This is a genomic window from Acidobacteriota bacterium, from assembly GCA_026707545.1.
GTDB lineage: Bacteria > Acidobacteriota > Thermoanaerobaculia > Multivoradales > Multivoraceae > Multivorans.
On record JAPOWR010000001.1, the window covers coordinates 1,664,710 to 1,687,823 of the forward strand.

A 23,114-nucleotide genomic window follows, 5' to 3' on the forward strand; every position below is an offset into this window, starting at 1 on the left:
AGCCATGGAACTGGCCGCCGAAACGGAGCCGGCCTAACGGCCGGCGCCCCTACCAGCTCAAGGAACCCGTACTCTGGCCGAACGACGCGGCCTCCAGCTCCATGTGCTGCAGCATCGTGACGTAGAGATTGGACAGCGGCGCATTGTCGTCCTTGTCATAGGCGACGTAGCGACCGTGGTCGAAGTCCCCGCCAGCGAGGAAGATCGGCAGGTTCCGGGTGTCGTGGGAGTTCCCGTTGCCCAGGTTGCTGCCGAAGAGGACCGCGGTCTGATCGAGCAGCGTCCCGTCTCCTTCGCCGCATCCCTTGAGCTGCTCGAGCAGGCTGCCGAAGCACTTCACGATCTCCGTCTCGACCTTCCTCAGTTGCACGATCTTGTCCGGGTCCTGGCCGTGGTGCGAGAGGTTGTGGTGCGTGCCCGAAACCCCCGGGATCTTCGGCACTTCCCGGAGCTCCTGGATCATCACGGCGACGACGCGGGTCGAGTCGGTCTGCAGGATCAGCGGGATGAGATCCACCAGCAACTGGACGCGGCCAATGAGGTCGCGGCGTTCCCGGACGTCGACGGGGGGCTCGCGGTCCACCCGCGGCTTGGGCCGGTCGAGCCAGGCCCGGGCCTCGGTGATGCCCTTCTCGGCCGCGCGCACGGCCTCGAAGTACGAGTCCAGACGACCCCGGTCGACCTCGCTGGCGCGCCGGTCGAGCATCTTTCTCTGCGAGTTCAGGCCGTCGAGGATGCTGCGTCCGTCGCCGAGATCCCGCTTCTGCCGCTCGACTTCGTCGGTATCCCCCGCCAGGAACATCCGGGCGAAGAGATTGGCGGGACTCGTCTCTGAAGGCACCATGACGCCCCGTCTCGTGAACGACTGGCTCTGGGTCCCCTTGGCGCTCCTCTGCACCGTGGTGTCGGTGCCCAGCACGAGTGAGGGAAAGCGGGTCGTGTAGCCCAACTCCCCGGCCGCATACTGATCGACGGAAATCGTGTTGCGGAAGCCGGCGAGCTCCGGGTGGCGGGCGGCCGTCAGCCAGGAGACCTCGCTGCTATGGGCCTGGCGGCCGTTCTGGTCGTGGTGCGAGAGTCCCGAGAACAGGGTGTAGTCGCGCCGGTGGTCCCGGAGCAGCTCCAGGTACTCGGTCGTTTCGTACTCCCGGCCCGGAGTGGCGGGAAAGAGCGACGGCGGGTGCAGGCCGAGTGCGTTGCAGACGGTCACCATCCGCCGGGGCAGAGGCTTCGCCGCCCGGGCCAGTGCCGGGCTCATCGCTTCGAGGAGGGGCAGCGCCAGGGCGACCCCGGATGTCCTGAGGAACGTGCGTCGGTCGAGGGGTTGGTTCATCGTTGCCGCTCCCTGAAGAGTGGGCTCTGGGTGACATTGTGGATGATCGAGCGCACGCCGTAGCCGCCCTCGCGGCTCTGCGCGACGAGCCGCGATAGCTCGTCGCGGTCGGCGAAGCCGATCTCGGCGCCGGTTGCATAGACGACGAGCTGCGAGATGAAGTGGCGCGCCACCTGGTCCTCCTCCTCCGCGAGCAGGAGTCGCTTGTACTCGGCGATGCCCGAGAACGACCTGCCCTCCGGAGTGACGCCGGCCGCATCCACGGGCGGCCCCTCCTTGTACTCGAGGATGGGGCGACCGTAGAGGGTCCCCGTGGGCGTGTCGCCCTCGCCGCTGGAGCGGTAGCGCGTCCGGAAGCCGCCGGTCGGGTCGAAGGCCTCCAGAGCGAACCCCGGCGGGTCGATGGCGCGGTGACAGACATTGCACGTCGGATCCCGGCGATGCTTGGCGAGGATCTCGCGGATCGTCGTGGCGCCCCGGATGTCGGGCTCGACCGAGCCCGCGTTCGCCGGTGGCGGGTTCGGCGGCCGGCCGAGCAGGTTCGAGAGGACGAAGCTGCCGCGAAAGACCGGCGAGGTCGTCGTGCCGTTGGCGGTGACCTTGAGCACGCTGGCCTGCGTCAGGACGCCGCCGCGCACGCTGTCGTCGGGTAGCGACACCTTGCGCATGTGTTGCCCCTCCACCCCGGGGATGCCGTAGTGCTCCGCCAGGCGGCGGTTGAGGAAGGTGAAGTCGGAGTCGATCAGGTTCCGGACTCCGAGGTCGCTCTTCACGAGCTCGGTGAAGAACAGCCTGGTTTCCTCCTGGAGCGCGTGATGCAGCAGGTCGTCGTACTCGGGATAGAGCCTCTCGTCGGGACTCGTGAGCTCGATCTCATAGAGCCGCAGCCACTGGCCGACGAAGTCCCCAATGAAGCGCTTCGCCTTCTCGTCGTCGAGCATCCTCTCGACGTGCCGGGCCATCACCTCCGGCTCCGACAACGCGCCTTCCCGTGCCGCCGCGAAGAGCTCCTCGTCCGGCAGGCTCTTCCACAGGAAGTACGAGAGTCGGGTCGCCAGCGCGAAGTCGTCCAGCTCGCCGGGCCGGTCGTCGTGGTAGAGAAACTGCGGCGCGCTCAACATGGCGCGCAGCGGAACGCGGACGGCGTCGACGAACTCCCGTCCGGCGGCGATCGCGGGCTTCGCCAGGCTCGCGAACGCCTCCGCCTCACCCGCTTCGGCCGGCCGTCGAAACGCCAGTGGCAGGAGGTGCGAGACGACGTCCACGACGTGCTCGTACGGATCCTTCGTGAGCTTCAGATCGCCGGCAGCGTCGAACTCGATGCCGTCGAAGAGCCGGCGCGTCGACGGCGGCGGCCACCCATCGAGAAGCGGTCCTTCGATGGCCAGCGACCTGACCGCCACGCCCTCGCCCTTGTAGGTGGCGGCCCCATCCACGAGGATCTCGGTGGGGTGGTAGAAGATCGGGTGATAGACCCGGTTGTTGAGCAGCCGCCGGCCCAGGCCCTTCCCCGCAGCCACGACCTGGGCCTCTGCCGACCAGTCTTCGATGGGGGCGTAGAAGCCTTCGACGTCCGTGTGCCAGTCGAGGTCGGCCACCTCGGGAAAGACGTAGTCGGTCGGGTGGAGGAAGGTCGTGGCTTCGAACGCGCCCGACTCCCCGTTCAGTAAGTCGAAGGCACCGAGCAACGTCCTGTCGCCGTTCGGGTTGGCGCGGACGAGAAGGAGCGTCACCGGTGTCCACGCCTGGTAGGGATAGGCGTCGACGGTGACCCTGTACAGGCCCGAATGCGCGACTTGGAAGCCGTGGCTGTCGCTCCTGAGGTTGCTGGCCGAGAAGGACCCGCTGGTGTTGTGGTGGGCTTCATCGACGAACATCGCGACGGCGTCGTCGAGCTTCTTGCTGACGCTCTGGCGGACCATGTGGTACGAGGCTGGATTGCTCGGGTAGTCGATCAGGTGTGCCGCGCTCGCCGGACGCCCGCCAAGCCGGATCGCCGCGTCGAGCGCACGATCGGCCGCTTCCAGGTAGCTGCGCAGGTGAAGCGGCGAGATCCCCTGTTCGGCCGCCAGCGTGTCGAACCCGGCGGACGCGCTCTCGGCCGGCAGCAGGCGCGCCAGGTCCTCCTCGATCAGGAGCAGGTCCTCGAGGGTGTACTCGTACTCGCGCCCCGTCAAACGGCGCGGCGGCGTCTGTCCGGCGGCTCGAGCCGCCAGGTCCGCCGTCTCCAGATCTCGCGCCAGCGCATCGAGCGCCGCGTCGACGACCCGCCTCGGGGGGCGCCGCGTCCCGGCAGGAGGCATCTCGCCCGCCTCTAGACGCTCGAAGACCCGCACCCACTTGCGGAAGATCCCCCGATCGTCGAGGTCGTAGCCCAGGTTCTCCAGATCGAGCGGCGTCTCGGTCCCGACGTCGTGGCAGCGAAGACAAGAGACCTCCAGGAGACGCGCGACGTCGGCCTCGAGCGAACGGCCGCCGGCCGCACCGGGAAGAACGAAGAGCCCCGCGAGGAGCGCGGAGACGGCCGCAGTCGTTCCTCGGCGGCGTGGACGAACGCCGCGGCCTCGACAAACGCTGCGTGAGGTCCGCGTCACATCATCGACTCTCCGCAGGCAGCCGGTAGGCGACCAGTTCCGGCACCCTGCCGCTGACCGTGAGCGCGACGTACTGGTGACCGTCGAGTTCGTACGTCATCGGCGAGCCGAGCCCGCGGCCGGGCAGATCGACCCCGGCCAGCGGCTCGCCGGTGGCCTTGTCGTAGGCCACGAGCTGTGGCCCATCGTCGGTCCCACCGCTGTTCAGCGCGTGGATCAGCAGCGTCCTGGTCAGCAGCGAACCGGCGCGGCTGTGATCGCCCCCGAGCGGCGGCAGATCGAGATCGCGCAGCAAAGGGTGGTCCTGATAGCGGGCGCCCCGGCCCAGCGGCGTCGTCCACAGGTGCTCGCCCCGAGTCATGTCGATGGCGACCATCGCGGAGTAGGGCGGTTTCCACAGCGGCAGCCCCCGCGGCATCGTGGGCTGCCGGGTCGGGTTGCCTCCGTCGAGAAACGCGACACCTCGAGCCACAGGCTCGAACTGCCCCCAGGACGTCGTGCGGCCGCGCATGATCCCACCGACCGGATCGGTGCGATCGGCGATGTAGCGGAGGTCGGTCGAGGCTCGTCCGTCGCGGAAGCGGAGCACCGAGTGGCCGTTCGTCGTGGGGACGTACAGCACGCCGGTTTCGGGATCGACGGCGGCGCCCGACCAGTTGGCGCCGCCGCCCGCCGCCGGCCGGAAGATCGTGCCGCGTAGCGACAGCGGCGTGTAGAGCGGCCCGAGCCTGAACCCTCCGACGGCTTCGAGCGCCATCTGGCGGATCTCGGGAGTGAAGTCCACCAGATCCTCGATCCGGGCGCCCTGCACCGCAAACGGCGGCGGCCTGGTCGGGAACGGCTGGGTGGGAGACATGACCTCCCCTTCCAGGTCGGTGTCGGTCGGCACGGGGCGGTCTTCGATCGGCCAGACCGGCTCGCCGGTCACCCGATCGAAGGTGTAGACGAAGCCCTGCTTCGTGACCTGGGCGACCGCCTTGATCCGGCGTCCATCGACGGTGATGTCGAGCAGGTTCGGCGCCGTCGGAATGTCGTAGTCCCAGACCTCGTGACGGATGAGCTGGTAGTGCCATACCCGCTCGCCGGTCTCGACATCGAGACAGACGATGCTGTTGGAGAACAGGTTGTCGCCCAGGCGATGGCCGCCGTAGTGGTCCGGAGACACGGCGGAGGTCGGCACGTAGACGTAGCCGAGCTCCGGGTCGGCGCTCAGATTGGCCCACGCGTTGCCGTTGCCGGTTCTGCGCCAGGATTCGTCTTCCCAGGTGTCGGCGCCGAACTCGTCGGCGCTCTGGGGCACGATGTGGAACTCCCACACCCGCTCGCCGGTCCGCACGTCGTGGGCGAAGATGAAGCCGGGCACCGCCTCCCTGGACATGATGAAGTCGGTGTGGTTGGTTCCCAGGACGATCGTGTCGCCGACGATGAGCGGCGCCGCCGACCGCGAGCCGACCGGCAACTGGAAGGGCTGGCCGCGGGGCGAGCGCGGTAGATCGGCGACGAAATCGACCCGCCCGTTGTCTCCGAAGTCCGCGGCCGGCACCCCGGTCCTGGCGTCAACGGCGATCAGGTAGCCGGCGCCGGTTCCCCAGACGATGCGGGCTTCACCGTCTCCTTCCCAGTAGGCCGCCCCCCGATGGCCTCTGCTGGTCGGAAGCGCGGAGCTCTCGTAGGTGCGCGGGTCGTGAACCCAGATCGTCTCTCCGGTGCGCCCGTCGATCGCCGCCGCCTGCTCGACGCTCGTGATCAGGTACAGCACACCGTCGACCGCGAGCGCCGTCGAGGTCATCGCGCCGAACCCCGGACGCCGCAGCCACAGGTCGGGCTGCTCCTCCGCCACGCGGTCGAACACCACCCCCGACGGCACCAGCGACGCGCCGCTGTCGTCCGCCAGGACGAGATGGGTGTCCGCCGTCTTCCAACGCCAGGCGATCTCCAGGTCGCCGAAGTTACCGGCGTCGATCTGATCCAGGGGCGAGTACTTGCTGACCCAGGTGTCGCCGGCGTGGGTGCGCCAGTCTCCGTCGGTCGCACCCGGCTGCGCCGCGCCGGAGTCGGACGCCAACCCACAGACGAAGACCAGGCGCAGCGTAAGGCGAATGGAAGCCTGCATCGTGGGAACCACCATCTTGCCCGCCCTACGATGGGGGTGTCAAGAATGGCAGTAGACGCGACACGGCTCTTCCGCTACAGTCGGAAGAACATTCCAACCACGTTGGAGCCGCCCCGAGGAGTGACGGCCGGTTGCCCAACGAGCATCATCGCGCAAGGTGATGTCGAAGACGAGGGCAGAGCCGGCCGTTGAAGAGGGCCAGGCCCCTTGCCATCTCCGGGTCGGACACTCAAGGAGGTGGAGCTATGAAGATCGCCGCCCTCAAGCGCAGCATCTGGATGCTCTGCGTCGTCGCCTGCGCGGCCCTGCCGCTATGGGCCGACGGCCCGGGCACGGGAATCATTGAAGGCCGTGTGCTCGACGCCCAGGGAGATCCGCTCCCGGGCGCCAGCGTGACGCTCGCCGGACAGCAGAACACCAGGGACGCGATCAGCGACGCGGCCGGGGAGTTCCGCTTCAGTCTGCTGCTCGACGGCGCCTTCACCCTCAGCGCCGAGCTGGAAGGACTTGGTTCGAGCGACGAAGTCGCGGTCACTCTCGATCCCGGTGCGCGCCGCGCCGTCGACCTCACCCTGCGGGGCGGCGAAGCCGAGGAGATCCAGGTCGTCGCCGAAGCGCCCATGATCAACAAGTACGAGCCCGGGGCGACGGCGAGGATCGACGCGGAGACCGCTGAGTTGACGACGTTCATCTCGCGTTACTACGTCAACAGCCTGGCGGTACTGCCGGCCAACTCGGGCTCCAAGCAAATGGATGTGCTCAACAGCTTCATGGGCGGCCCTCGAGACGGAGGCACGGTGAACATCGACGGCGTCGATGTCAGCCAGGTCACGAGCAACTACGGGGTGTTCAAGTTCAGGATGGCAACCACGCAGGTTGCCGCGACGGAGGTCCACACCCAGGGGCGCGGCGCCGAGTACGGGCGCACCCAAACGTCAACGATCAACACGGTCGTCAAGTCCGGCACGAATGTGCTCCATGGCGACATCTACTACGTCGCCCAGAACCAGGCCTGGGTCGGCGAATTCCGCGACTACCCCGATCTTGAGGGCCCCGACAAGCTCATCAACAACTACGAGATGTCTCTGGGCGGCCCGATCTACCGCGATCGTGCCTGGTTCTTCGCGGCCCACGCAGAGCTGTACGACAACAGGATCCGGGGCGCCAGTGCGAACTCGAACCCGGACGTCATCGCCGATCCTGTCTTCGACTGGAGTTTCAAGGGAGAGTCGACGGTCGCCAAGATCAACTTCCAACCCGGTGACGACCATCAGCTCGCCGCGACCTATGTGCGCACGCCGGGCTACCGCGAGGGCGGGGGCAACCGAACAGGCGACCTGTTCAACCTCTTCGGCCGGGGGGAGACCGCCGAGTTGAACACGGCGTCGTGGAACTGGGGCGCCACTCCGAAGGTCTTCACGGAGTTCAAGATTGCCGACAGTGAGGACATCCGCACCGACAACTGCCTCCACAAGAAGACGGATCTCGGCGGCGGACACCAGGATACGCCGGACAACAACAACTTCCGCTACTACGACCTCAGCACCCGGCTCTTCTTCAATGGCTGCCTCGTCGGCGGTACCTCCGGCCGCTACACGAACGGCCCCCGCCAGCAGATCAACGCCTACGCGACGATCTTCGCGGGTGACAACCACGAGCTCAGAATCGGCGCCGAGCGCCACGTCATGGGCCTCGACACCCGGAACTGGCCTGAGAAGGAGTACAGCGGCCGCGGCTTCGGCTACAGCCTGCCCGGCGGCTTCGCGACTCCGGAGTTCGTCACGGTCTACGCGCCACCGGACGGAGGCATATTCGAGCGCGAGAGCGAGCTGAACACCCTCTTCGTCCAGGACCGCATCGACATCGGCGACAAGTGGGTCGTCACCGCGGGACTGCGGCTCGAGGGTCAGTCGATGGACAACAACATCGGGCAACAGGTCAACGACTACGACGAACTGGCGCCCAGGTTGAGCGTGGTCTACGACGTGAACGCCGACGGCAGGCTCCTGATCCGCGGTACCGCCGGGCGCTACCTCAATCTCTTCAACATGTCACTGACCCAGAACTTCGACCAGGGCTCCAACGGCACGAACACCCGTCAGGTCTTCAACTGGAATCCCGTGACCCAGGCCTACGACATCCTGAACAGCAGCATCGTGGCCAGCGCCGGGAGGGAGGCAACGAGGAACCTGGAGCCCGAGTACTCCGACGCCTACACCCTCGGCGTTGACTGGCAGTTCCACCGCAACTGGGTCGCAAAGGCCAGCTACAACGTGAGCGAGAACGACAACATCTGGGCCACGACCATCCAGTTCGACGAGAACGGAAGGCGGGTCTTCGCATTGGCAAACTGGACCCAGGCCGAGGTCAACCGGCTGTCCTCCCTGCACGGAGTGCCGTCGCGCCTGCCCCTGACGCGCGAGCACGACGGGTTCATTCTCGAACTCAACCGCAACTTCCGGAACAACTGGACCCTGCGCGCCAACTTCTACGCAGGTGATGCGAAGGGAACCGAGGCTGCCGGAAACTACATTCAGGCCATCGGCGGCCTTGGGGCCGACGGCAGCAGCGATGTGAACACCCGCAACAAGGGGAACCTCCCGATCGCCAACAACTCGGAGTTTCCGGAGATCTTCAACGTCCTCGCTGCCAAGCGCTGGCCGATCGGCAAGCACACGCTGACCACGGGCGCCCACTACCGCTTCCGAACCGGCCGGCTCTGGGAGTCTCAGCGGTACGTCTTCGTTTCCCACCCGGTGTCCGGCCAAAGGGAACGAGTGATCGAGTTCCTCGATCCCCAGGGTTCCAAGCAGCTTGACACCGCTACGGAGCTGAACCTCAATGCCAGTTGGATCTTCCCGCCGATCGCCGGCAAGTACGAGATCAAGGTCGGCGCGGAACTCGCCAACGCGCTCAACGGGGACGCCCAGTTGTTCGTGAATCCGGTGTCGGGCCTGCCCACCGGCAGGGGCGGCGGCGACATTGCCTACCAGAGGCCGTCCGAGTACCGCTTCAACGTCGCCTTCAGCTTCTAGAAGCAGCCGAGTCTACGGTCTAGTCGCAGCACAACCGACACCCGCCAGGGTGTCGAACATCGACGGCATCGACGCTCCCGGCGGATGCTCGAAGTACGTCACGTACAGGTGCCGGTTGCAGTGCCAGAGCATCGCCGAGATCGTCTCGCCTCGGGTCAGGTAGCGGGTCTGCCCCTCGACTTCGATCGTGCCGAGAACAGCCGATCCCAGGGAACTCGCGATCGCCGCGAACTCCTCGACCGGTGGCTCCGCTTCTCGCGGGTGTCCGCGGACAACTAGGAGCCGCTCTCCGTCGCCGAAGACGACGTGCTTCGTCAGTTCGAGCGCCAGACGAAGGCTCGCGGAATCCTCACCGCGAGTCGTGTACGCGTAGGCGTACTCGACCTCCGCAAGGGGCATGTCGATGGTCGCGTTGAGACCCAGAAAGGACAGTGCGTCGCCCGAAACGGGAGCGGTCACAGGGGGTGACACCGTCGTCGTCGCGTCGCCGCCGCTCGTGTGCGCGAGAATGGCACCCAGACTGCTCGTCGTCCGCCCCACCCTGTTCCTTGCCGTCCTGAACTCGATGATCGGACGGTTGTCCGTGTTGACCGGCGCGCCCGCGGCGTATGAGTCGAGAGTCTCATCGTCCGCCACGAAGAACGAGAAGAAGACGTCCGGGCCCTCGAACGGCGCCCGGTTCGACAGGGCGGAGATCGCCTCGAAGTCGGAACGGATGATCGGTTCCCGCATCGCGGCAGCAATCCCCTCGTAGTCCCTGGCGATGGGCTCCTTCGAGGCCAGCAGGAAGAAATCGACGCCTCGCGCATCGGCCCATGCCTGGACATGGGGGAAGGCGGTCTCCAGAGTCCGGAGAGAGACCTTCAGATCCTCCGGATTGAAGTCGTAGGCGCCGATCCACTGCAGGAACAGTCCTCCCTCGTTGAGTCGCTCGGCCACGACCGAGTAGAACTCCCGGGTGAAGAGGAAGACCTCGCCATCGATCCACGGGTTGGAAGGCTCGGAAACGATGACATCGTAGGTCCGATCGGTTGTGGAGAGAACGTCCCTCGCGTCGCCCACGGTGAGTTCGACTCGCTCATCGGCGAGAGCGTTCCGGTTCTCGACCTCGAAGAACCCGGCCGCCTCGACGACCGTCGGGTTCAGCTCGAGCACGTCGATCCTCTCCACCGACGGGAAGCTCTCGACCGCGGCCAGGGTGATCCCACTGCCGAGACCGATGATCGCCACGTCCTTCGGATCCGGGTGCATGAGGCTGGGGATGTACCCCAGGAGGAGCTGGGTTGGAACGTCCAGACCCGTTCCGGCATCGACTTTCCCGTCGATCATCAGCACCTTCACCGGGCCCTCTTCCTTCACCACCACCGAGCCGTAAAGGCCGAAATCGGAGAACGAGATGCCGGCGGCTCTCCGCTCACGCGCGAGAGCCTGCCGGTACTCGCTCGCGGTCTCGAACCTGCCATGCTGGTGGTAGACGCCAAAGCGGTAGGGATCCACCTTCGCGTCGAACAGAGACGCCGCAAGAAGAGCCACGACGGCGAAGGCGCCTCCGTAGGCGATCCTGCCGCCCTTGCCGGCGGCAAGAAAGACCACCGCCGAGATGAGGAGGTTCAGAGCGACGGCCACGAGGATCGCTCGTTCCAGGCCGACCACCGGCAGCAGAACAAAACCTCCCACGAACGCGCCGGCCACCCCACCCAGAGTGTTGATGCAGAACAGCTTCCCGACATCCGTGCCGATGTTCCCGGCACGCGTGATCAACCGGCTCACGACCGGAAAGGTCATCCCCATGAGCAGGGTCGGCACCAGGAGCACGAGGTACGCGAGGAGGAGCAGGAGCGAGTGGAAGACACCGAAGCTGCCGCCCGAAACGTTGTAGATCGCGAGGTACGCGACATCCAGGTTGTTCACGATCGGGACGAAGAGCAGCCCGTAGGCGCCGATCCCGAGCTGAACGTACGCGAACAGCGTGGCGAGATCCGTCTTCTGGAAGCGCTTCGCCAACAGGCTGCCGAAGCCCATTCCCGTGAGGAAGGCGGTCAGGATCAGGCTGTAGGCGTAGACGGTCCCGCCGACGAAAAGAATCAACCCCTTCGTGAACATGACCTCGTACACGAGTGCCGCGAAGCCCGAGAAGAAGAAGGCACTCAGGAGCAGGGCCCTCAGCTTCATCGTTCCCTCCCGCGGTAAAGCACGAAGCCGGCCATCAGGTTGAGCGCGGCGGCCAGCACGATCGTCTGGGAGAGGCCCAGGTACGGCAGGAAGAGGAAGCCTCCCACCATGGCGCCGGCGCCAGCGCAAATCGTGTCCACCGCGTACACGTCCGAGATGTCGCGGTCGAAGTTCCTGGAGTAGATCTTCGTCATCAGCGGGAAGGTGGCACCCATGATTCCCGTCGGCACGATGAGAAGAAGGAAGACGATGCCGAACATGACGAACAACATCGCGGAAGAGCCCTGGAGCTGGCTGAACAGGGCCAACCGGACTCCGTAGGTGAGCTCGAAGAGGGGTATGAGAAGAACACCGCAGGCGCCAAGGGCGAACTCGAGCTTCGCGAAGAGCAGAACGGGTCTCCTCGTCTGATCGGCGATCCTTCCGAAGCCGTACGCTCCGAAGGCCAGACCCGCCATGAACGCCGTGAGGACCGCGGTGAAGGCGTAAATCGTCGTCCCGAAAACCAGCGACAGCGAGCGCGACCAGGCCACCTCGTAGACGAGGGAGGAGAACATGGAGAGGCCGAACACCAGAAGGAGAAGGCGTCTCCCTGGGCGGAGGCGGAGGGCAGTGGTTCTCAGGGCTGTACGATAGCTGCCGCGCTGTGAGCCGGTCCAGGACCGGTGCGGCCAGGAAGGTCTGACAAGACGTGTCGATCCTTGAAGATCCGGAGGAGATGCGCCGGTCCGGCTACCGGGTGGTTGACGCCATCGTCGAGCGCCTGAGCGAACTCGGCGACGACAAGGCGTTCCAGACAGCGACCCGGGATGTGACCGAGGCGTTGCTCGATGGACCTCCTCCCGAGGAGGGGCAGGATCTCGACCCGCTGCTCGAGACCGTGGTTCGCGATGTGATGCCGCTCGCGGCGCGGATCGACCACCCGCGCTTTCTCGCCTTCGTACCCGCCAGCCCCTCCTGGGCCTCCGTGCTGGCCAGCTTCCTGATCAGCGGGTACAACGTCTTCCAGGGGACCTGGCTGGCGTCCGCGGGACCTTCCCAGATCGAGCTCACGGTCACCGACTGGTTCCGCGACTGGCTGGGCTACCCGGAAGGCGCGGGCGGCCTGTTCACGAGTGGCGGATCGGCCGCCAATCTGCTGGCCGTCGTCGCGGCGCGCGAGGCAGCCGGCAACCCGCGGCGCGGCGTGGTCTACATCTCCGACCAGGCACACGGCTCGGTGGGACGCGCCGCGCGAATTGCCGGCGTCGACCCGGCGCGGATACGGGTCCTGGCCACGGACGGTGAGTTCCGGATCGTTCCGGCGACCCTCCTGGAAGCAGTACATCGAGACCGCGAGGCGGGTCTGGAACCGTTCTGCCTCGTCGCGAATGCCGGCACGACGAACACCGGCGCGATCGATCCCCTGGTGGAGCTGGCGAAGATCGCTCGGGCGGAGGGGCTCTGGAACCACATCGACGGCGCGTACGGCGGCTTCGCCGTCCTCGATCCGGAAGCCCGACCTCTGCTCCAGGGCCTCGAACTGGCCGATAGCGTGACGCTCGACCCGCACAAGTGGCTCATGCAGCCCTACGAGACGGGCTGCCTCATGGCCCGCGACGTCACCAAGCTGGAGGCCGCCTTTCGCATCCTGCCCGACTACATGCAGGACACCGATCTCGGCAGCCAGCAGGTGAACTTCTGCAACCGCGGGCTCCAACTCACCCGCGCCTTTCGCGCCCTGCGCGTCTGGCTGTCGGTCCAGCGCTACGGCCTGGCCGCGCACCGGCAAGCCATCGCCCAGGCCATCGGCATCGCCGCAGAGGCGGCAGATCGAGTCGCAAGCGAGGACGAACTGGAACTTCTCGCGCCGCCGAGTCTGGGCGTGGTCTGCTTTCGTTACCGGGGCGCTACTACGGAGCCGCTCGCTTCCGATGAACGCCTCGACGAACTCAACAGCCAGATCCAGGACCGCATCGTCCAGTCGGGCTTCGCGATGATCGCCTCCACACGGCTCGGCGACCGGTTCTCACTGCGGTTCTGCGTGCTGAACACCCGCACCACCGAGGACGACGTCATGCAGATCCTCGACCGCGTCCTGGAGATCGGCAGGGAACTGCAGGGCTGACTGATGATTCAGGGCATCCTGTTCGACGCCGGCGACACGCTGGTCAGACCCAAGGCTGGGGAGTGGTTCCCTAGACAGCACTTTGTCGACGCATTCCGCGTTCAGGGGATCACCCACGCGAACATGGACCGGTTCAGGGAGGCGTTGGACGTCGGACTCAGCTATCTCAACAAGCACCACGCCCTGGCCGTCACCGAGGACATCGAACGCGACCAGTTTCACACGGCCTACGAGCTGATCCTCCGGGCACTCGGGATCTCAAACCCGACTGAGGACCTCATCGCCGAAATCCTCCGGCCCTTCGAGGAAGACGTGGGCATGGAGCCGTTTCCAGACACGGTGCGCGTACTGCGACGGTTCAAGAGCGCCGGCTTCCGCATGGGAGTCGTCTCCGACAACTGGCCCTCCCTGGACCGGAGGTTCCGCACGATGGGCCTCCGAGGCTACTTCGACGCCTTCGTCATCTCGGCCCTGGTCGGAAGCAGCAAACCCTGCGAGCGCATCTACTGGGTAGCCGTGGAAGAGATCGGCATTCCGCATGAGCACCTGGCGTTCGTCGACGATCGACCCGTGAACGTGGAGGCCGCCGAGAAGATCGGCATGAAAGGGATCGTCATCTCCCGATACGGCGAGGTGCCGGACACCGATCTGCCTGTGATCACGGACCTCGACGGTTTGATCGCGATCGTGATCCCGGAGACCACGACGCAGAAGGCGACGGACCCCTGATCCACCACGGCTGACCGCCCCGGTCCCCGCGATCGCCCTCGCTGTCTGGCATGATCGTGGGGCAAAGTGGTGGAGACACAAGAACAGTCCGGCGACCTGCTCCAGGCACTCTGCCTTGAGTGCGGCGAGCCTCTCGCCGGGAAGTTCTGCTCGCGGTGCGGCGCGAAGAACCGCCCGCCGCTCCGGCCCCTCCACCACTGGCTGACCGACCTCGGCCGTCAGATGGCCGTCCTCGACCTCCGGGTGCTGCGGACGCTGCCGCGGCTGTTCTCCTCGCCGGGACGCCTGACCGCCGAGTACGTGGCCGGGCGCCGGCTGGCGTACACCTCGCCGATCCGGCTCTACGTCGCAGCGAGTGCCGTGGTCCTCGCTGCGATGAACCTGTTCGGCATCTCGGATATCGAGACGATGCTGGCTGGCGCGGCCGAAGGGAACGTCGCGGCGCTGGAAGAGGCCCTGGAGGGAGTAGCCGATCTACACGACCCGCTCTTCCAGGCGCGCTTAAATCGAAGCCTGGACACGACCTTCCCGATCCTGAACCTGCTCAGCCCACTTGCGATCATGGTGCTGCTCAAGCTTCTCTACTGGAGGCGATACGTGCAGGAGCATCTCGCCTTCGGCTGCCACTATGGGACCTTCCTCGTCGTGGTCACGCTCCTGCCACTGCTGATGACGGGGATTGCGCGTTCGATCGCGATGGCCGTGGTGGCGATCGCCTCGCTCATCTATCTCGTGGTGGCGATGCGCCGCGTGTACGGCGGAGGTTGGGTGGGGCTGATCGCGCGCTTCGTCGCTCTTGTCCTCGGTCTGCTGGCCTTCATCCTGGTCGAGGGAATGCTGGCCCTTACCATCGCTCTGGTCGCTGCCGTGCCCTAAGGCCGGCAGCCAGAGGCGCTGCCTCTACTGCGACGCAGCCTGGTACAGCTCGATCTCGTAGCCGTCCGGATCGCGGAAGAACACGATCGTCGGCGGGTTGTCGCCGGGAATGGTGACCCACCGGAGCGTGGAACCAGCCGCCTCGGCCTTCTTCGCCAGAGCCTTCGCGTTCGCCGTGTTGACGATGATCCGGCCGTAGCTGCCCTTGCCCTCAGGGAGCGGATCGTCGTTGAAGTGCGCCAGAACGAGGGTCGCGCCACCGCCGGGCGGTGCCAGACCGATCTCGATCACGTCGTTCCCGTCGGACGGATACGTCCACACGCGCTTGAAGCCCAGCACTTCGCCGTAGTACTTCTCGGACCGCTCGAGGTCCGCCACGTTGATGGCCACCAGCGCCAACTCGGCGTCCGCCTTGTCGCCTCCCGCCATCACCGGGACACTCACGCACAACAGAACCGCAAACACCAAGACCCGAACGGTCCACTTCGACATCCCAAGCTCCTTCCGAGCATCAGACTCACTGTCAACAGAGGCCGGCGAGCATACCCCGCTCGATCTGCGTACCGTCACACTCCCCGTTAGCCTCCGGGTATGCGGCGTCAATACCACTTCATGCCCGACGAGAACGGCCAGAAGGCCTGGGACGTCCAGCGCCTCATCGAACTGAGCGCCGACTTACCCGTCGAAGAGGTGCCCCTGGCCGACATCGCCGAAATCGACCAGGTCTACTGGTTCGATCGCGACCACTTCCGACCGACGGTCCGGTCCGTAGTCGAGCACATGGCGCTGATCGAGGCGACGGACCTCGCGCACCCGATCATCCTGGGTATGGACGGCCGGGTGATGGACGGAATGCACCGCATAGCCAAGGCGCTCGTCCAGGGCCGCACGACGATCGCCGCGAAGCGCTTCGCGGTCGATCCGGAGCCCGACCACCGGAACTGCCACCCGGCCGATCTCGACTACTCAACCTAGATAACCCGCACCCGACCAAGACCGGAACGCTGGTGGCGGGGACCGTGCCGCCCGGGACTACGCTCCAGACGTGCTTCTAGCCAGGCAAGCCGTTAAGCCATCGTTCGGTATCGGCCGGACGCCTCATTCGGATCACTGCGAGGTGGGCCTGCTCCGGTTCCTCGAATAGCCGGCGTAGCGAGCGCCGGCGCCGCCAGTGGGACTTGAACGCCCAGAGAAGAATCGAGTCGTGGCTGAATGCGCGCCACACGGTTTCCCGGTTGCCCGCCCAGAGCGTCTTACCGCCCAACGTCCTTTGAAGCGTCCGACGGAACAGCCGCCAGAGGATCAAGCTGAAGGAGTAGTCCAGCCACACGATGGCGGTTGCCCTCGGCCAGATCAGATCCCGGGCGGCGCTGTAGTTGCCGTCGACAACCCAGATGCCGCCCTCAACTGCTCCCGCCACTCGGGACCGGAACAGGGAAACATCCGTGTCCATCAGACCTACCCAGTTGGGCTGCCAGTTGATGGCGTCCAACTCCACACACGGCGCTCCGAGAGCGCTTGCGAGCCGCACCGCCACGGTGCTCTTGCCTGAGCCGGTCGTACCCACGACAACCGTGCGCTTCAGGTTGGACCGGTCGACGCGAGGGGACTCGCGACGGGATCCCTGAGTCACCTGCCGCCGCCAAGGCCGGCGGTCATCTCACGGAGCCTCAACACGGTTCTCCAGTTCCGCACGGTCATGATCGTCGAGAGCCGCGACTCGAAGTACTGCGTGGTGAGTCGCGTGCGCGCAAGACCTTGAGGGCAGTACACGTACACCTCTCGGCCAATCACCGCGTACTCGTCGGGAGGCGAGCGCTGAGGATCGAGCGCGTCGGCGGCCGCAGCTTCCGGCTGCTCCCCCAAGAACCCGACGTGCAGCTTCTCGGTGTCGGCTCCGTCCCGCACGAACGGGTTCTCCCGCACGATCGCGGCAAGCTCTCCACTCGTTCGGGTCAGCACTGGCACCCGGTACCCGAAGCGCTTCGCGATCGCCGCACCGATGATGTCGGGCACGAGGTGGGCCAACTCCGGACCTGCCCTGAAAACGACGTTGCCGCTCTGGATGTAGGTTCGGACATCGTCGCAGCCCGACTCCACGAACATCGCGGCCAAATCGCCCATGAGCAGCTTGTTCTTGCCGCCGACGTTGATGCCTCGCAGCAGGGCAACGTGAGTGTTCTCCGTCATCCCTTCGCCGGGCGGCCGACCTGGGCCGTCGCTACTCCAGCGGATTCGCGGCGATGAACTCGTTGATGATTCCCGCCAGCTCCTCGCCGTGCGTCTCCTGGATGAAGTGGCCCGCGCCTTCGACCTTGACATGCGGCTGGCCCTGGGCGCCGGGCACCCGCCTCTGGAAGGGAACCTCGCCGCCGCGCGTGATCGGGTCGCTGTCGCCGTAGGCCGTCAGGAAGGGCTTCTCCCAGCTCTCGAACACCTCCCAGGCCTTGCGGTTGGCCTCGTTGGCCGGATCGTCGGCAAAGACCGGCACCCGCTGCGGCATGATCAGCGCCCCGGCCTTGTAGGCAGGCTCGGGGAACGGCGCGTCGTAGGCGGCCGCGATCGACGGGTCGCCCGTGTTGGTCGCGAGCAAGCGGCCCGTCGGAATGTCGCCAGCGTCGATCATCGCCTGGTTCCGGCGCTTCCAGCGAATGAAGGCGCTGTTCTCCGGGAAGTCCTCCGGGCCGGCCGCCCTGCCGACCGGCAGACCGGCGTTTGAGAGGACGACCCGCGCGAAGCGCTCCTCGTTCTCGGCCACGACCCGAAGGCCGATCAGGCTTCCCCAGTCCTGGCCGAAGAAGGTCGCCTGCTGCAGATCGAGCGCCTCGACCAGCTTGGTCATCGCGTCGACGTGGAACTTGTACGTGTGGGTGTCCATGCTCGCCGGCTTGTCCGAGCGCCCGAAGCCGATCAGGTCGGGCACGATGCAGCGATGGCCCGCTTCGACGAGGACGGGGATCATCTTCCGGAACAGGTACGCCCAAGTCGGCTCGCCGTGGATCAGAAGAATCACTTCGCCGTCGGCCGGCCCCTCGTCCAGGTAGTGGACGCGGTAACCATCGATCTCCAGGTAGTGCGGCTCGAAGTCGAACCCAGGCAGGTTCTCGAAGCGATCGTCCGGAGTTCGGTACACGCCCGGCCGAATCTCCTCGGCAGGGGCTGGCGCCGCCATCGTCGCGAGGGCCAGGGCGATGGCGCCGAGGCTCGCCGTCGTCACCAGTTTCCGCCGTGATCTGTTCATCGGGTCCTCCGTTCTGTCATGCGCAGGCTGTGGGGAAGGCGCCCGACTCTATCGGGCAGGCGCGATGCACTATCCTCTCTCCGCCCCCACGAACGGAGTAGGCCCAGATGACTCAGAACGGAACCGTTGTACGCCTCTCCGGCGTCCGCAAGACGTTCGGCACCCACACGGCGGTCGATGACTTCGACCTTGCGATCGAGCCCGGCACCATCTACGGCCTGCTCGGGCCCAACGGCTCGGGCAAGACGACCACCATCCGCATGATGATGGGCATCCTCCTCCCCGACAGCGGTGCCGTGGAGCTCTTCGGCGGCGCCCCCGACTTCACCCGGCGCAGCCGCGTCGGCTACCTGCCCGAGGAGCGCGGCGTCTACGAGAAGATGAAGGTCCTCGACCAGCTCGTCTTCTTCGGCGAGATCCGCGGGGTCGCGCGGTCCCTCGCCCGCACCCGCGCCGAGGAATGGCTCGAGCGTCTGGGGCTCAGCGAATGGGCGTCCAAGAAGGTCCAGGCTCTGTCGAAGGGGATGCAACAGAAGGTGCAGTTCATCTCCACCGTGCTCCACGATCCGGAGCTGCTGATCTTGGACGAGCCCTTCAGCGGCCTCGATCCGATCAACCAGGACGTGCTGGAGGAGATCGTCCTCGAGGAGAAGGAGCGCGGCAAGACGATCCTCTTCTCGACCCACCTCATGGAGCAGGCGGAGCGGCTCTGCGAGCGGGTCTGCCTCATCTCGCGGGCCCGCAAGGTGCTCGACGACGACCTGAAGGAGCTGAAGCGGCGCGAGCGCTCGGGCGTCGTGGCAGTGGAGTTCGAAGGCGAAGCTCCCCCGGTCGCCACCTGGCCCGGCGTCTCGGACGTCGAAGAGGCCGGCGACGCGCTCCACCTGACGCCGCAAGACGGTGTGCTCCCAGACGAGATTCTGGCCCAGGTCGTGGCGGAAGGAGTCAGCCTGCGCAGGTTCGAGTTACTCGAACCGCGGCTGCACGAGATCTTCGTCCGACACGCCGGTGAACCAGCCGAAGACGATGCCCCTTCACAGACGGGAGGTGCGTCATGAAGCAGGTCTGGTCGGTGATCCGCCGCGAGTACGTGGAACGCGTCAAGACGAGGGCGTTCATCCTCTCGACCCTGGGCATGCCGCTGCTCATCATCGGCATCATGGCGGTGGTCGGTTTCGTGGCGGTCCTCTCAGAGCAGTCGGAGCGGCAGATCGCCCTGATCGACTTGAATGGACAACTCGGCGAACGCGTCCAGCAAGCCCTGGATCGGGCGGGCTACGACGTGGAACTCGCGGCGCTCGGGACCGGCACCGAAGAGCTCGACCAGCAGGTGCTGGACGAGGAACTCGAGGCATACATCGTTCTCGACGACACGACGGCCAGCGAAGCCGTCTTCGCCTACCGGTCGAAGGAACCGCCGGGCGGAGTGCGCAGCCAGTTGATGCGCGCGGCCATCGTCGAGGAGATCGTCGACCTGCGTCTCGGTCAGCTCGAGGACGGCGAATCGGTGCGGCGGCTCTTCGAGGGCGGCTCGCTGGAGTACGAACCGGTGGGCCTCGACGAGGAGGAAGCGGAGGAAGCCGAGGCCGAACGGATCACCGGGATGATCACCGGCATCGCGGGCGGCATCATCCTCTACATCATGATGCTCGCCTACGGCGCCCAGACGCTGCAGTCGGTCCTCGAAGAGAAGCAGAGCCGGGTCGTCGAACTGGTGATCTCGTCGCTGCGACCCTGGCAGCTCATGCTGGGCAAGATCGTGGGGGTCGGAGCCGTCGGGCTCACCCAGGTGGCGATCTGGATCGGCTGCGTGGCTCTGTTGGCCAGCCTTGCCTTGCCGACCTTGATCGCTGCCGCCTCGGATTTTGAAGAGCTGGCTCAGTTCCGGCAGTACCTGCCGGGCCCCGGCGCCGTCCTGCTGCTTGTCGTCTTCTTCCTGCTCGGCTACTTCCTCTACTCGAGCCTGTTCGCCGCGGTCGGCGCCATGTGCAGGAACCTGCAGGAAGCGGGACAAACCCAGGCGCCCCTCATCTTCCTGATCATCATTCCGTTCATGCTTCAGATGATGACGTTCCAGGGAAACAGCATGCAGTGGATGAACTGGGTGGCCCTGTTCCCCTTCTTCAGCCCGATCATGATGTACCCCCGAGCCGTCATGGGGGACGTACCCGCCTGGATGGTCGCCGTGTCGATCGTGCTGATGGCGCTGACCGTCTGGGGCTCCGCCTGGGTAGCGGGCAGGATCTACAAGGTCGGCATCCTCAGTCAGGGCAGCCGGCCCAGCCCGCGGGAGCTGATCAGGTGGATCCGGGAGGCCTAGCAGCCGCTACACGCCGTCATCACCCATCAGAATCGGCGGCATCGGGCAACTGATCGACGCCGACACGGCGCGCAGCAACTCCGCTTCCTCGACGGTGACCTGCCGATCGGCGGTGATGCAGGCGACCGCCGCTTCGAGCACGCTTTTCTTCACCATGGGCGCGGCGCGGTCTAGTTCCGCCAGGGCCGCATCGAGTTCGGCGAAACCGCACTCCTCGTGCCCGCGAAGACGCGTCTCCGGAAGGGTGAGCACCTGCCATGCCCGTCCGAATGCGTGCGCGGCCGCGTGAGGGTCGCGGTTCCCCACGTAGGCCAGCACTGACAACAGCACCGCCAATGGGGACTGCACCGCCCTCAGGGAACGGTGCCGCACCCGCTCCGGACCCGACCTGCCGAAGCGACCCTGCATGTCCCGGAGCAGGATCCGCTGGAGCGACCACTCGAAGAGGTCCAGGGTCTCGTCCGCTTCGACCAGTTCGACCAGGTTCTTGCGGAACAGCTCGTACTGCCACGGGGTCAGGGCGCAGAGCGCCGGGAGAGCAATTTCGAGCAGAGGCAGGCGCATGGTCGGGTCGAGCTGCTCAACCAGTCGGGCGAGCTTGACCGTCTCCTCGTAGACACCGTCATCGGCCGCTGCTTCGAGGTGGGCAAGCTGCAACCGCCTCGGCCCTTCGTCGCGGTCGAGGAGGAGCGCGTAGACCAGCGCGCGGGCGCCGTAGGGCTCGTGCGCGGCGGCGACCAGACCGTCGGGCAGCCGGTCGACCAACGCTCCCGCGAACGCGATGTGCGCGGAGGTCGGCTGGCCGACGTGGTCAACAGCCCCCGCAATGTCCGAACCAGTCGACCCCTCGGCCTCCGCCTCCACAAACCCCGCAATCGCCGGCGCCGTGGCCGCCTCCAAAGCGTCAACGACCTGCGGCGCCAACTTCGGAAACCCGCCGTCCCAGGACGGGTCGATGCGCTTGATGCGCTCCCTCAGCGGCGGATGGGTCGAGAACATCGCGCTGAACCCAGAGGTCGCGCGACCGAAGAACATGTGACTGGCCTGGGGCGCGTTCGGGTTTTCCACCTGCGAACCGGTCACGAAGCCGCCGATCTTCTTGAGCGCCCCGGCGATGCCCTCCGGCTGGCGCGTGAACTGCACGGCCGAGGACTCCGCCAGGAACTCCCTCTGCCGGCTCACCGCCGCCTTGATCAGGTTGCCGAAGAACGTGCCGGCGAAGCCGACGAACGCGAGGCCCGCGCCGAGCGCGAGGATCGGCAGCGCACCCTTGCTGTCTCTCGATCGCCCACCGCCCGTGTAGAAGGACATTCTCAGAATGAAGTAGCCGATCATCCCGATTACGAAGATGCCGTGCAGCAGCCCCATCAGGCGAATGTTGAGGCGCATGTCCCCATTGAGGATGTGGCTGAACTCATGCGCGATCACGCCCTGGAGTTCGTCGCGGTCGAGCGTGGTGGCGGCTCCGCGGGTGACGCCGATGACGGCGTCCTGCGGCACGAAGCCGGCCGCGAACGCGTTGATGCCCGTCTCTGCGTCCATCATGTAGACCGGCGGCGTCGACGTGCCCGAAGCGATCGCCATCTCCTCGACGACGTTGAGCAGCCTGCGCTCCACCGGGTCCGACGTATCGCCGTTCACGAGCCGACCGCCTAGTTGTTCGGCGACCACGCGGCCGCCGCCGCGCAACTGCGCGATCTTGTACAGGCTTCCGCCGCCGATGACCGCCAGAGCACCGACGAAGGCCACGATCAGCAGGCTGGGATCGTCGCCCAGCGCGGTCCAATCGATCGCGTTGGTTTCGGGATCCCGACCGAGATAGCCCATGACCGCGGCGAGCAGCACCCAGATCGACGCCACAATTGCCAGGACCGCCAGCCCGAAGAGCACCACCAGACGCCCGGTGCTCCGCCGGGCCGCGTCCTGCTGCTGAAAGAAGTCCGTGGCCATCGCGCAGTCGCCCGGCGAACCGAACTACTACTCGAACGAGATGCTCGGCGCTTCGGCGATCGCCTCGCTGTCGAACTCGAGCAGCGTCGCGTCCTGGCCGTGGCCGAACATCCCGGCGACCATCACGGCCGGGAACCTCTGCTTGAACGTGTTGTACGTGGTCACCGCGTCGTTGAACGCCTGGCGCGCGAAGGCGACCTTGTTCTCGGTCGAGCGCAGTTCCTCGCTGACCTGCATCATGTTCTGGTTCGCCTTCAGATCCGGGTAGGCCTCAGCCAGCGCGAACAGGCGGCCGAGCGTGCCGGTGAGAACGCCCTCTGCCGAAGCCAGGCCCTGGATCGCCGCGGCGTCGCCTGGGTTCGCGGCCGCCTGCTCCAGGCCTCCGGCCGCCATGTTCCTGGCCTGGATCACCGCCTCGAGTGTCTCCCGCTCGTGGCTCATGTAGCCCTTCGCCACCTCGACCATGTTCGGGATCAGGTCGTAGCGCCGCTTGAGCTGGACCTCGATCTGCGCGAAGGCGTTCTGGTAGCGATTCTTCAGCGTGACGAGCTTGTTGAAGGTCCCGATCAGCGACGCGCCGAAGATGACGGCGAGGAGAGCCAGACCGGCCAGAGTGACGATCGTCAGAATGCTCATGTCGGCAT

The 23,114-nt window shown here is 66.3% G+C and carries 18 protein-coding genes; 7 read left to right on the top strand and 11 right to left on the bottom strand.

From position 1 onward, the window contains the following. Positions 1-49: 49 nt before the first annotated feature. From OXG83_06620 to OXG83_06630, 3 genes are read right to left on the bottom strand one after another with little or no spacing between them, the layout of a single operon-like run. Positions 50-1,333, bottom strand: coding sequence for a DUF1552 domain-containing protein (locus tag OXG83_06620; GenBank protein MCY3964690.1), 1,284 nt, complete (start codon positions 1,331-1,333; stop codon positions 50-52). Next, complete coding sequence (locus OXG83_06625; protein ID MCY3964691.1) at positions 1,330-3,927, bottom strand: DUF1592 domain-containing protein; 2,598 nt, start codon at positions 3,925-3,927, stop codon at positions 1,330-1,332. The genes OXG83_06620 and OXG83_06625 overlap by 4 nt, the downstream gene beginning before the upstream one ends. Position 3,928: 1 nt before the next feature. Further along, positions 3,929-6,040 carry a PQQ-binding-like beta-propeller repeat protein gene (locus tag OXG83_06630; GenBank protein ID MCY3964692.1) on the bottom strand — a complete coding sequence of 704 codons (2,112 nt, stop codon included), beginning with the start codon at positions 6,038-6,040 and terminating at the stop codon, positions 3,929-3,931. Positions 6,041-6,285: 245 nt separating this feature from the next. Here OXG83_06630 and OXG83_06635 point away from each other — a divergent pair, with 245 nt between their 5' ends. Then, complete coding sequence (locus OXG83_06635) at positions 6,286-9,075, top strand: TonB-dependent receptor (protein MCY3964693.1); 2,790 nt, start codon at positions 6,286-6,288, stop codon at positions 9,073-9,075. A gap of 12 nt (positions 9,076-9,087) precedes the next feature. Here the strand turns inward: OXG83_06635 and OXG83_06640 are convergent, their stop codons facing one another. Next, positions 9,088-11,247 carry a fused MFS/spermidine synthase gene (locus tag OXG83_06640; GenBank protein ID MCY3964694.1) on the bottom strand — a complete coding sequence of 720 codons (2,160 nt, stop codon included), beginning with the start codon at positions 11,245-11,247 and terminating at the stop codon, positions 9,088-9,090. Beyond that, entirely contained in the window at positions 11,244-11,819 is a 576-nt protein-coding gene (locus tag OXG83_06645; GenBank protein ID MCY3964695.1) for a fused MFS/spermidine synthase, read from the bottom strand. The genes OXG83_06640 and OXG83_06645 overlap by 4 nt, the downstream gene beginning before the upstream one ends. Before the next feature lie 119 nt (positions 11,820-11,938). On the opposite strand from OXG83_06645, the gene OXG83_06650 reads away from it, so the two are divergent. From OXG83_06650 to OXG83_06660, 3 genes are all read left to right on the top strand, one after another. Then, on the top strand, positions 11,939-13,354 hold the full coding sequence (locus OXG83_06650; GenBank protein MCY3964696.1) for an aminotransferase class I/II-fold pyridoxal phosphate-dependent enzyme: 1,416 nt from the start codon (positions 11,939-11,941) through the stop codon (positions 13,352-13,354). A gap of 3 nt (positions 13,355-13,357) precedes the next feature. Continuing rightward, on the top strand, positions 13,358-14,083 hold the full coding sequence (locus tag OXG83_06655) for an HAD-IA family hydrolase (GenBank protein ID MCY3964697.1): 726 nt from the start codon (positions 13,358-13,360) through the stop codon (positions 14,081-14,083). Positions 14,084-14,149: 66 nt separating this feature from the next. Continuing rightward, complete coding sequence (locus tag OXG83_06660; GenBank protein MCY3964698.1) at positions 14,150-14,959, top strand: DUF3667 domain-containing protein; 810 nt, start codon at positions 14,150-14,152, stop codon at positions 14,957-14,959. A gap of 24 nt (positions 14,960-14,983) precedes the next feature. Here OXG83_06660 and OXG83_06665 read toward each other — a convergent pair whose 3' ends face one another. Next, positions 14,984-15,451: a VOC family protein gene (locus tag OXG83_06665; GenBank protein ID MCY3964699.1), complete on the bottom strand. Its 468-nt coding sequence runs from the start codon at positions 15,449-15,451 to the stop codon at positions 14,984-14,986. Between the two features lie 99 nt (positions 15,452-15,550). Between OXG83_06665 and OXG83_06670 the strand changes: the two genes are divergently transcribed. Next, positions 15,551-15,934, top strand: a complete 384-nt coding sequence (locus OXG83_06670; GenBank protein ID MCY3964700.1) for a hypothetical protein — start codon at positions 15,551-15,553, stop codon at positions 15,932-15,934. A gap of 76 nt (positions 15,935-16,010) precedes the next feature. Here the strand turns inward: OXG83_06670 and OXG83_06675 are convergent, their stop codons facing one another. The 3 genes from OXG83_06675 to OXG83_06685 all read right to left on the bottom strand — a co-directional run bounded on the left by OXG83_06675 (position 16,011) and on the right by OXG83_06685 (position 18,200). Then, a complete protein-coding gene (locus OXG83_06675) occupies positions 16,011-16,457 on the bottom strand; it encodes an adenylate kinase (GenBank protein MCY3964701.1) in 447 nt (148 codons plus the stop codon). A 131-nt stretch (positions 16,458-16,588) separates the two neighbouring features. Next, entirely contained in the window at positions 16,589-17,149 is a 561-nt protein-coding gene (locus OXG83_06680) for a DUF1697 domain-containing protein (protein MCY3964702.1), read from the bottom strand. A 31-nt stretch (positions 17,150-17,180) separates the two neighbouring features. Next, positions 17,181-18,200, bottom strand: coding sequence for a haloalkane dehalogenase (locus OXG83_06685; GenBank protein ID MCY3964703.1), 1,020 nt, complete (start codon positions 18,198-18,200; stop codon positions 17,181-17,183). Between the two features lie 107 nt (positions 18,201-18,307). Here OXG83_06685 and OXG83_06690 point away from each other — a divergent pair, with 107 nt between their 5' ends. Together OXG83_06690 and OXG83_06695 are read left to right on the top strand one after the other, a co-directional pair. After that, entirely contained in the window at positions 18,308-19,258 is a 951-nt protein-coding gene (locus OXG83_06690) for an ATP-binding cassette domain-containing protein (protein ID MCY3964704.1), read from the top strand. Continuing rightward, entirely contained in the window at positions 19,255-20,520 is a 1,266-nt protein-coding gene (locus OXG83_06695) for an ABC transporter permease (GenBank protein ID MCY3964705.1), read from the top strand. Before OXG83_06690 ends, OXG83_06695 begins: the two co-directional genes overlap by 4 nt. A 6-nt stretch (positions 20,521-20,526) precedes the next feature. Here OXG83_06695 and OXG83_06700 read toward each other — a convergent pair whose 3' ends face one another. After that, complete coding sequence (locus tag OXG83_06700; GenBank protein ID MCY3964706.1) at positions 20,527-22,470, bottom strand: M48 family metallopeptidase; 1,944 nt, start codon at positions 22,468-22,470, stop codon at positions 20,527-20,529. Positions 22,471-22,497: 27 nt separating this feature from the next. Next, entirely contained in the window at positions 22,498-23,106 is a 609-nt protein-coding gene (locus OXG83_06705) for a LemA family protein (GenBank protein MCY3964707.1), read from the bottom strand. Positions 23,107-23,114 lie beyond the last annotated feature (8 nt).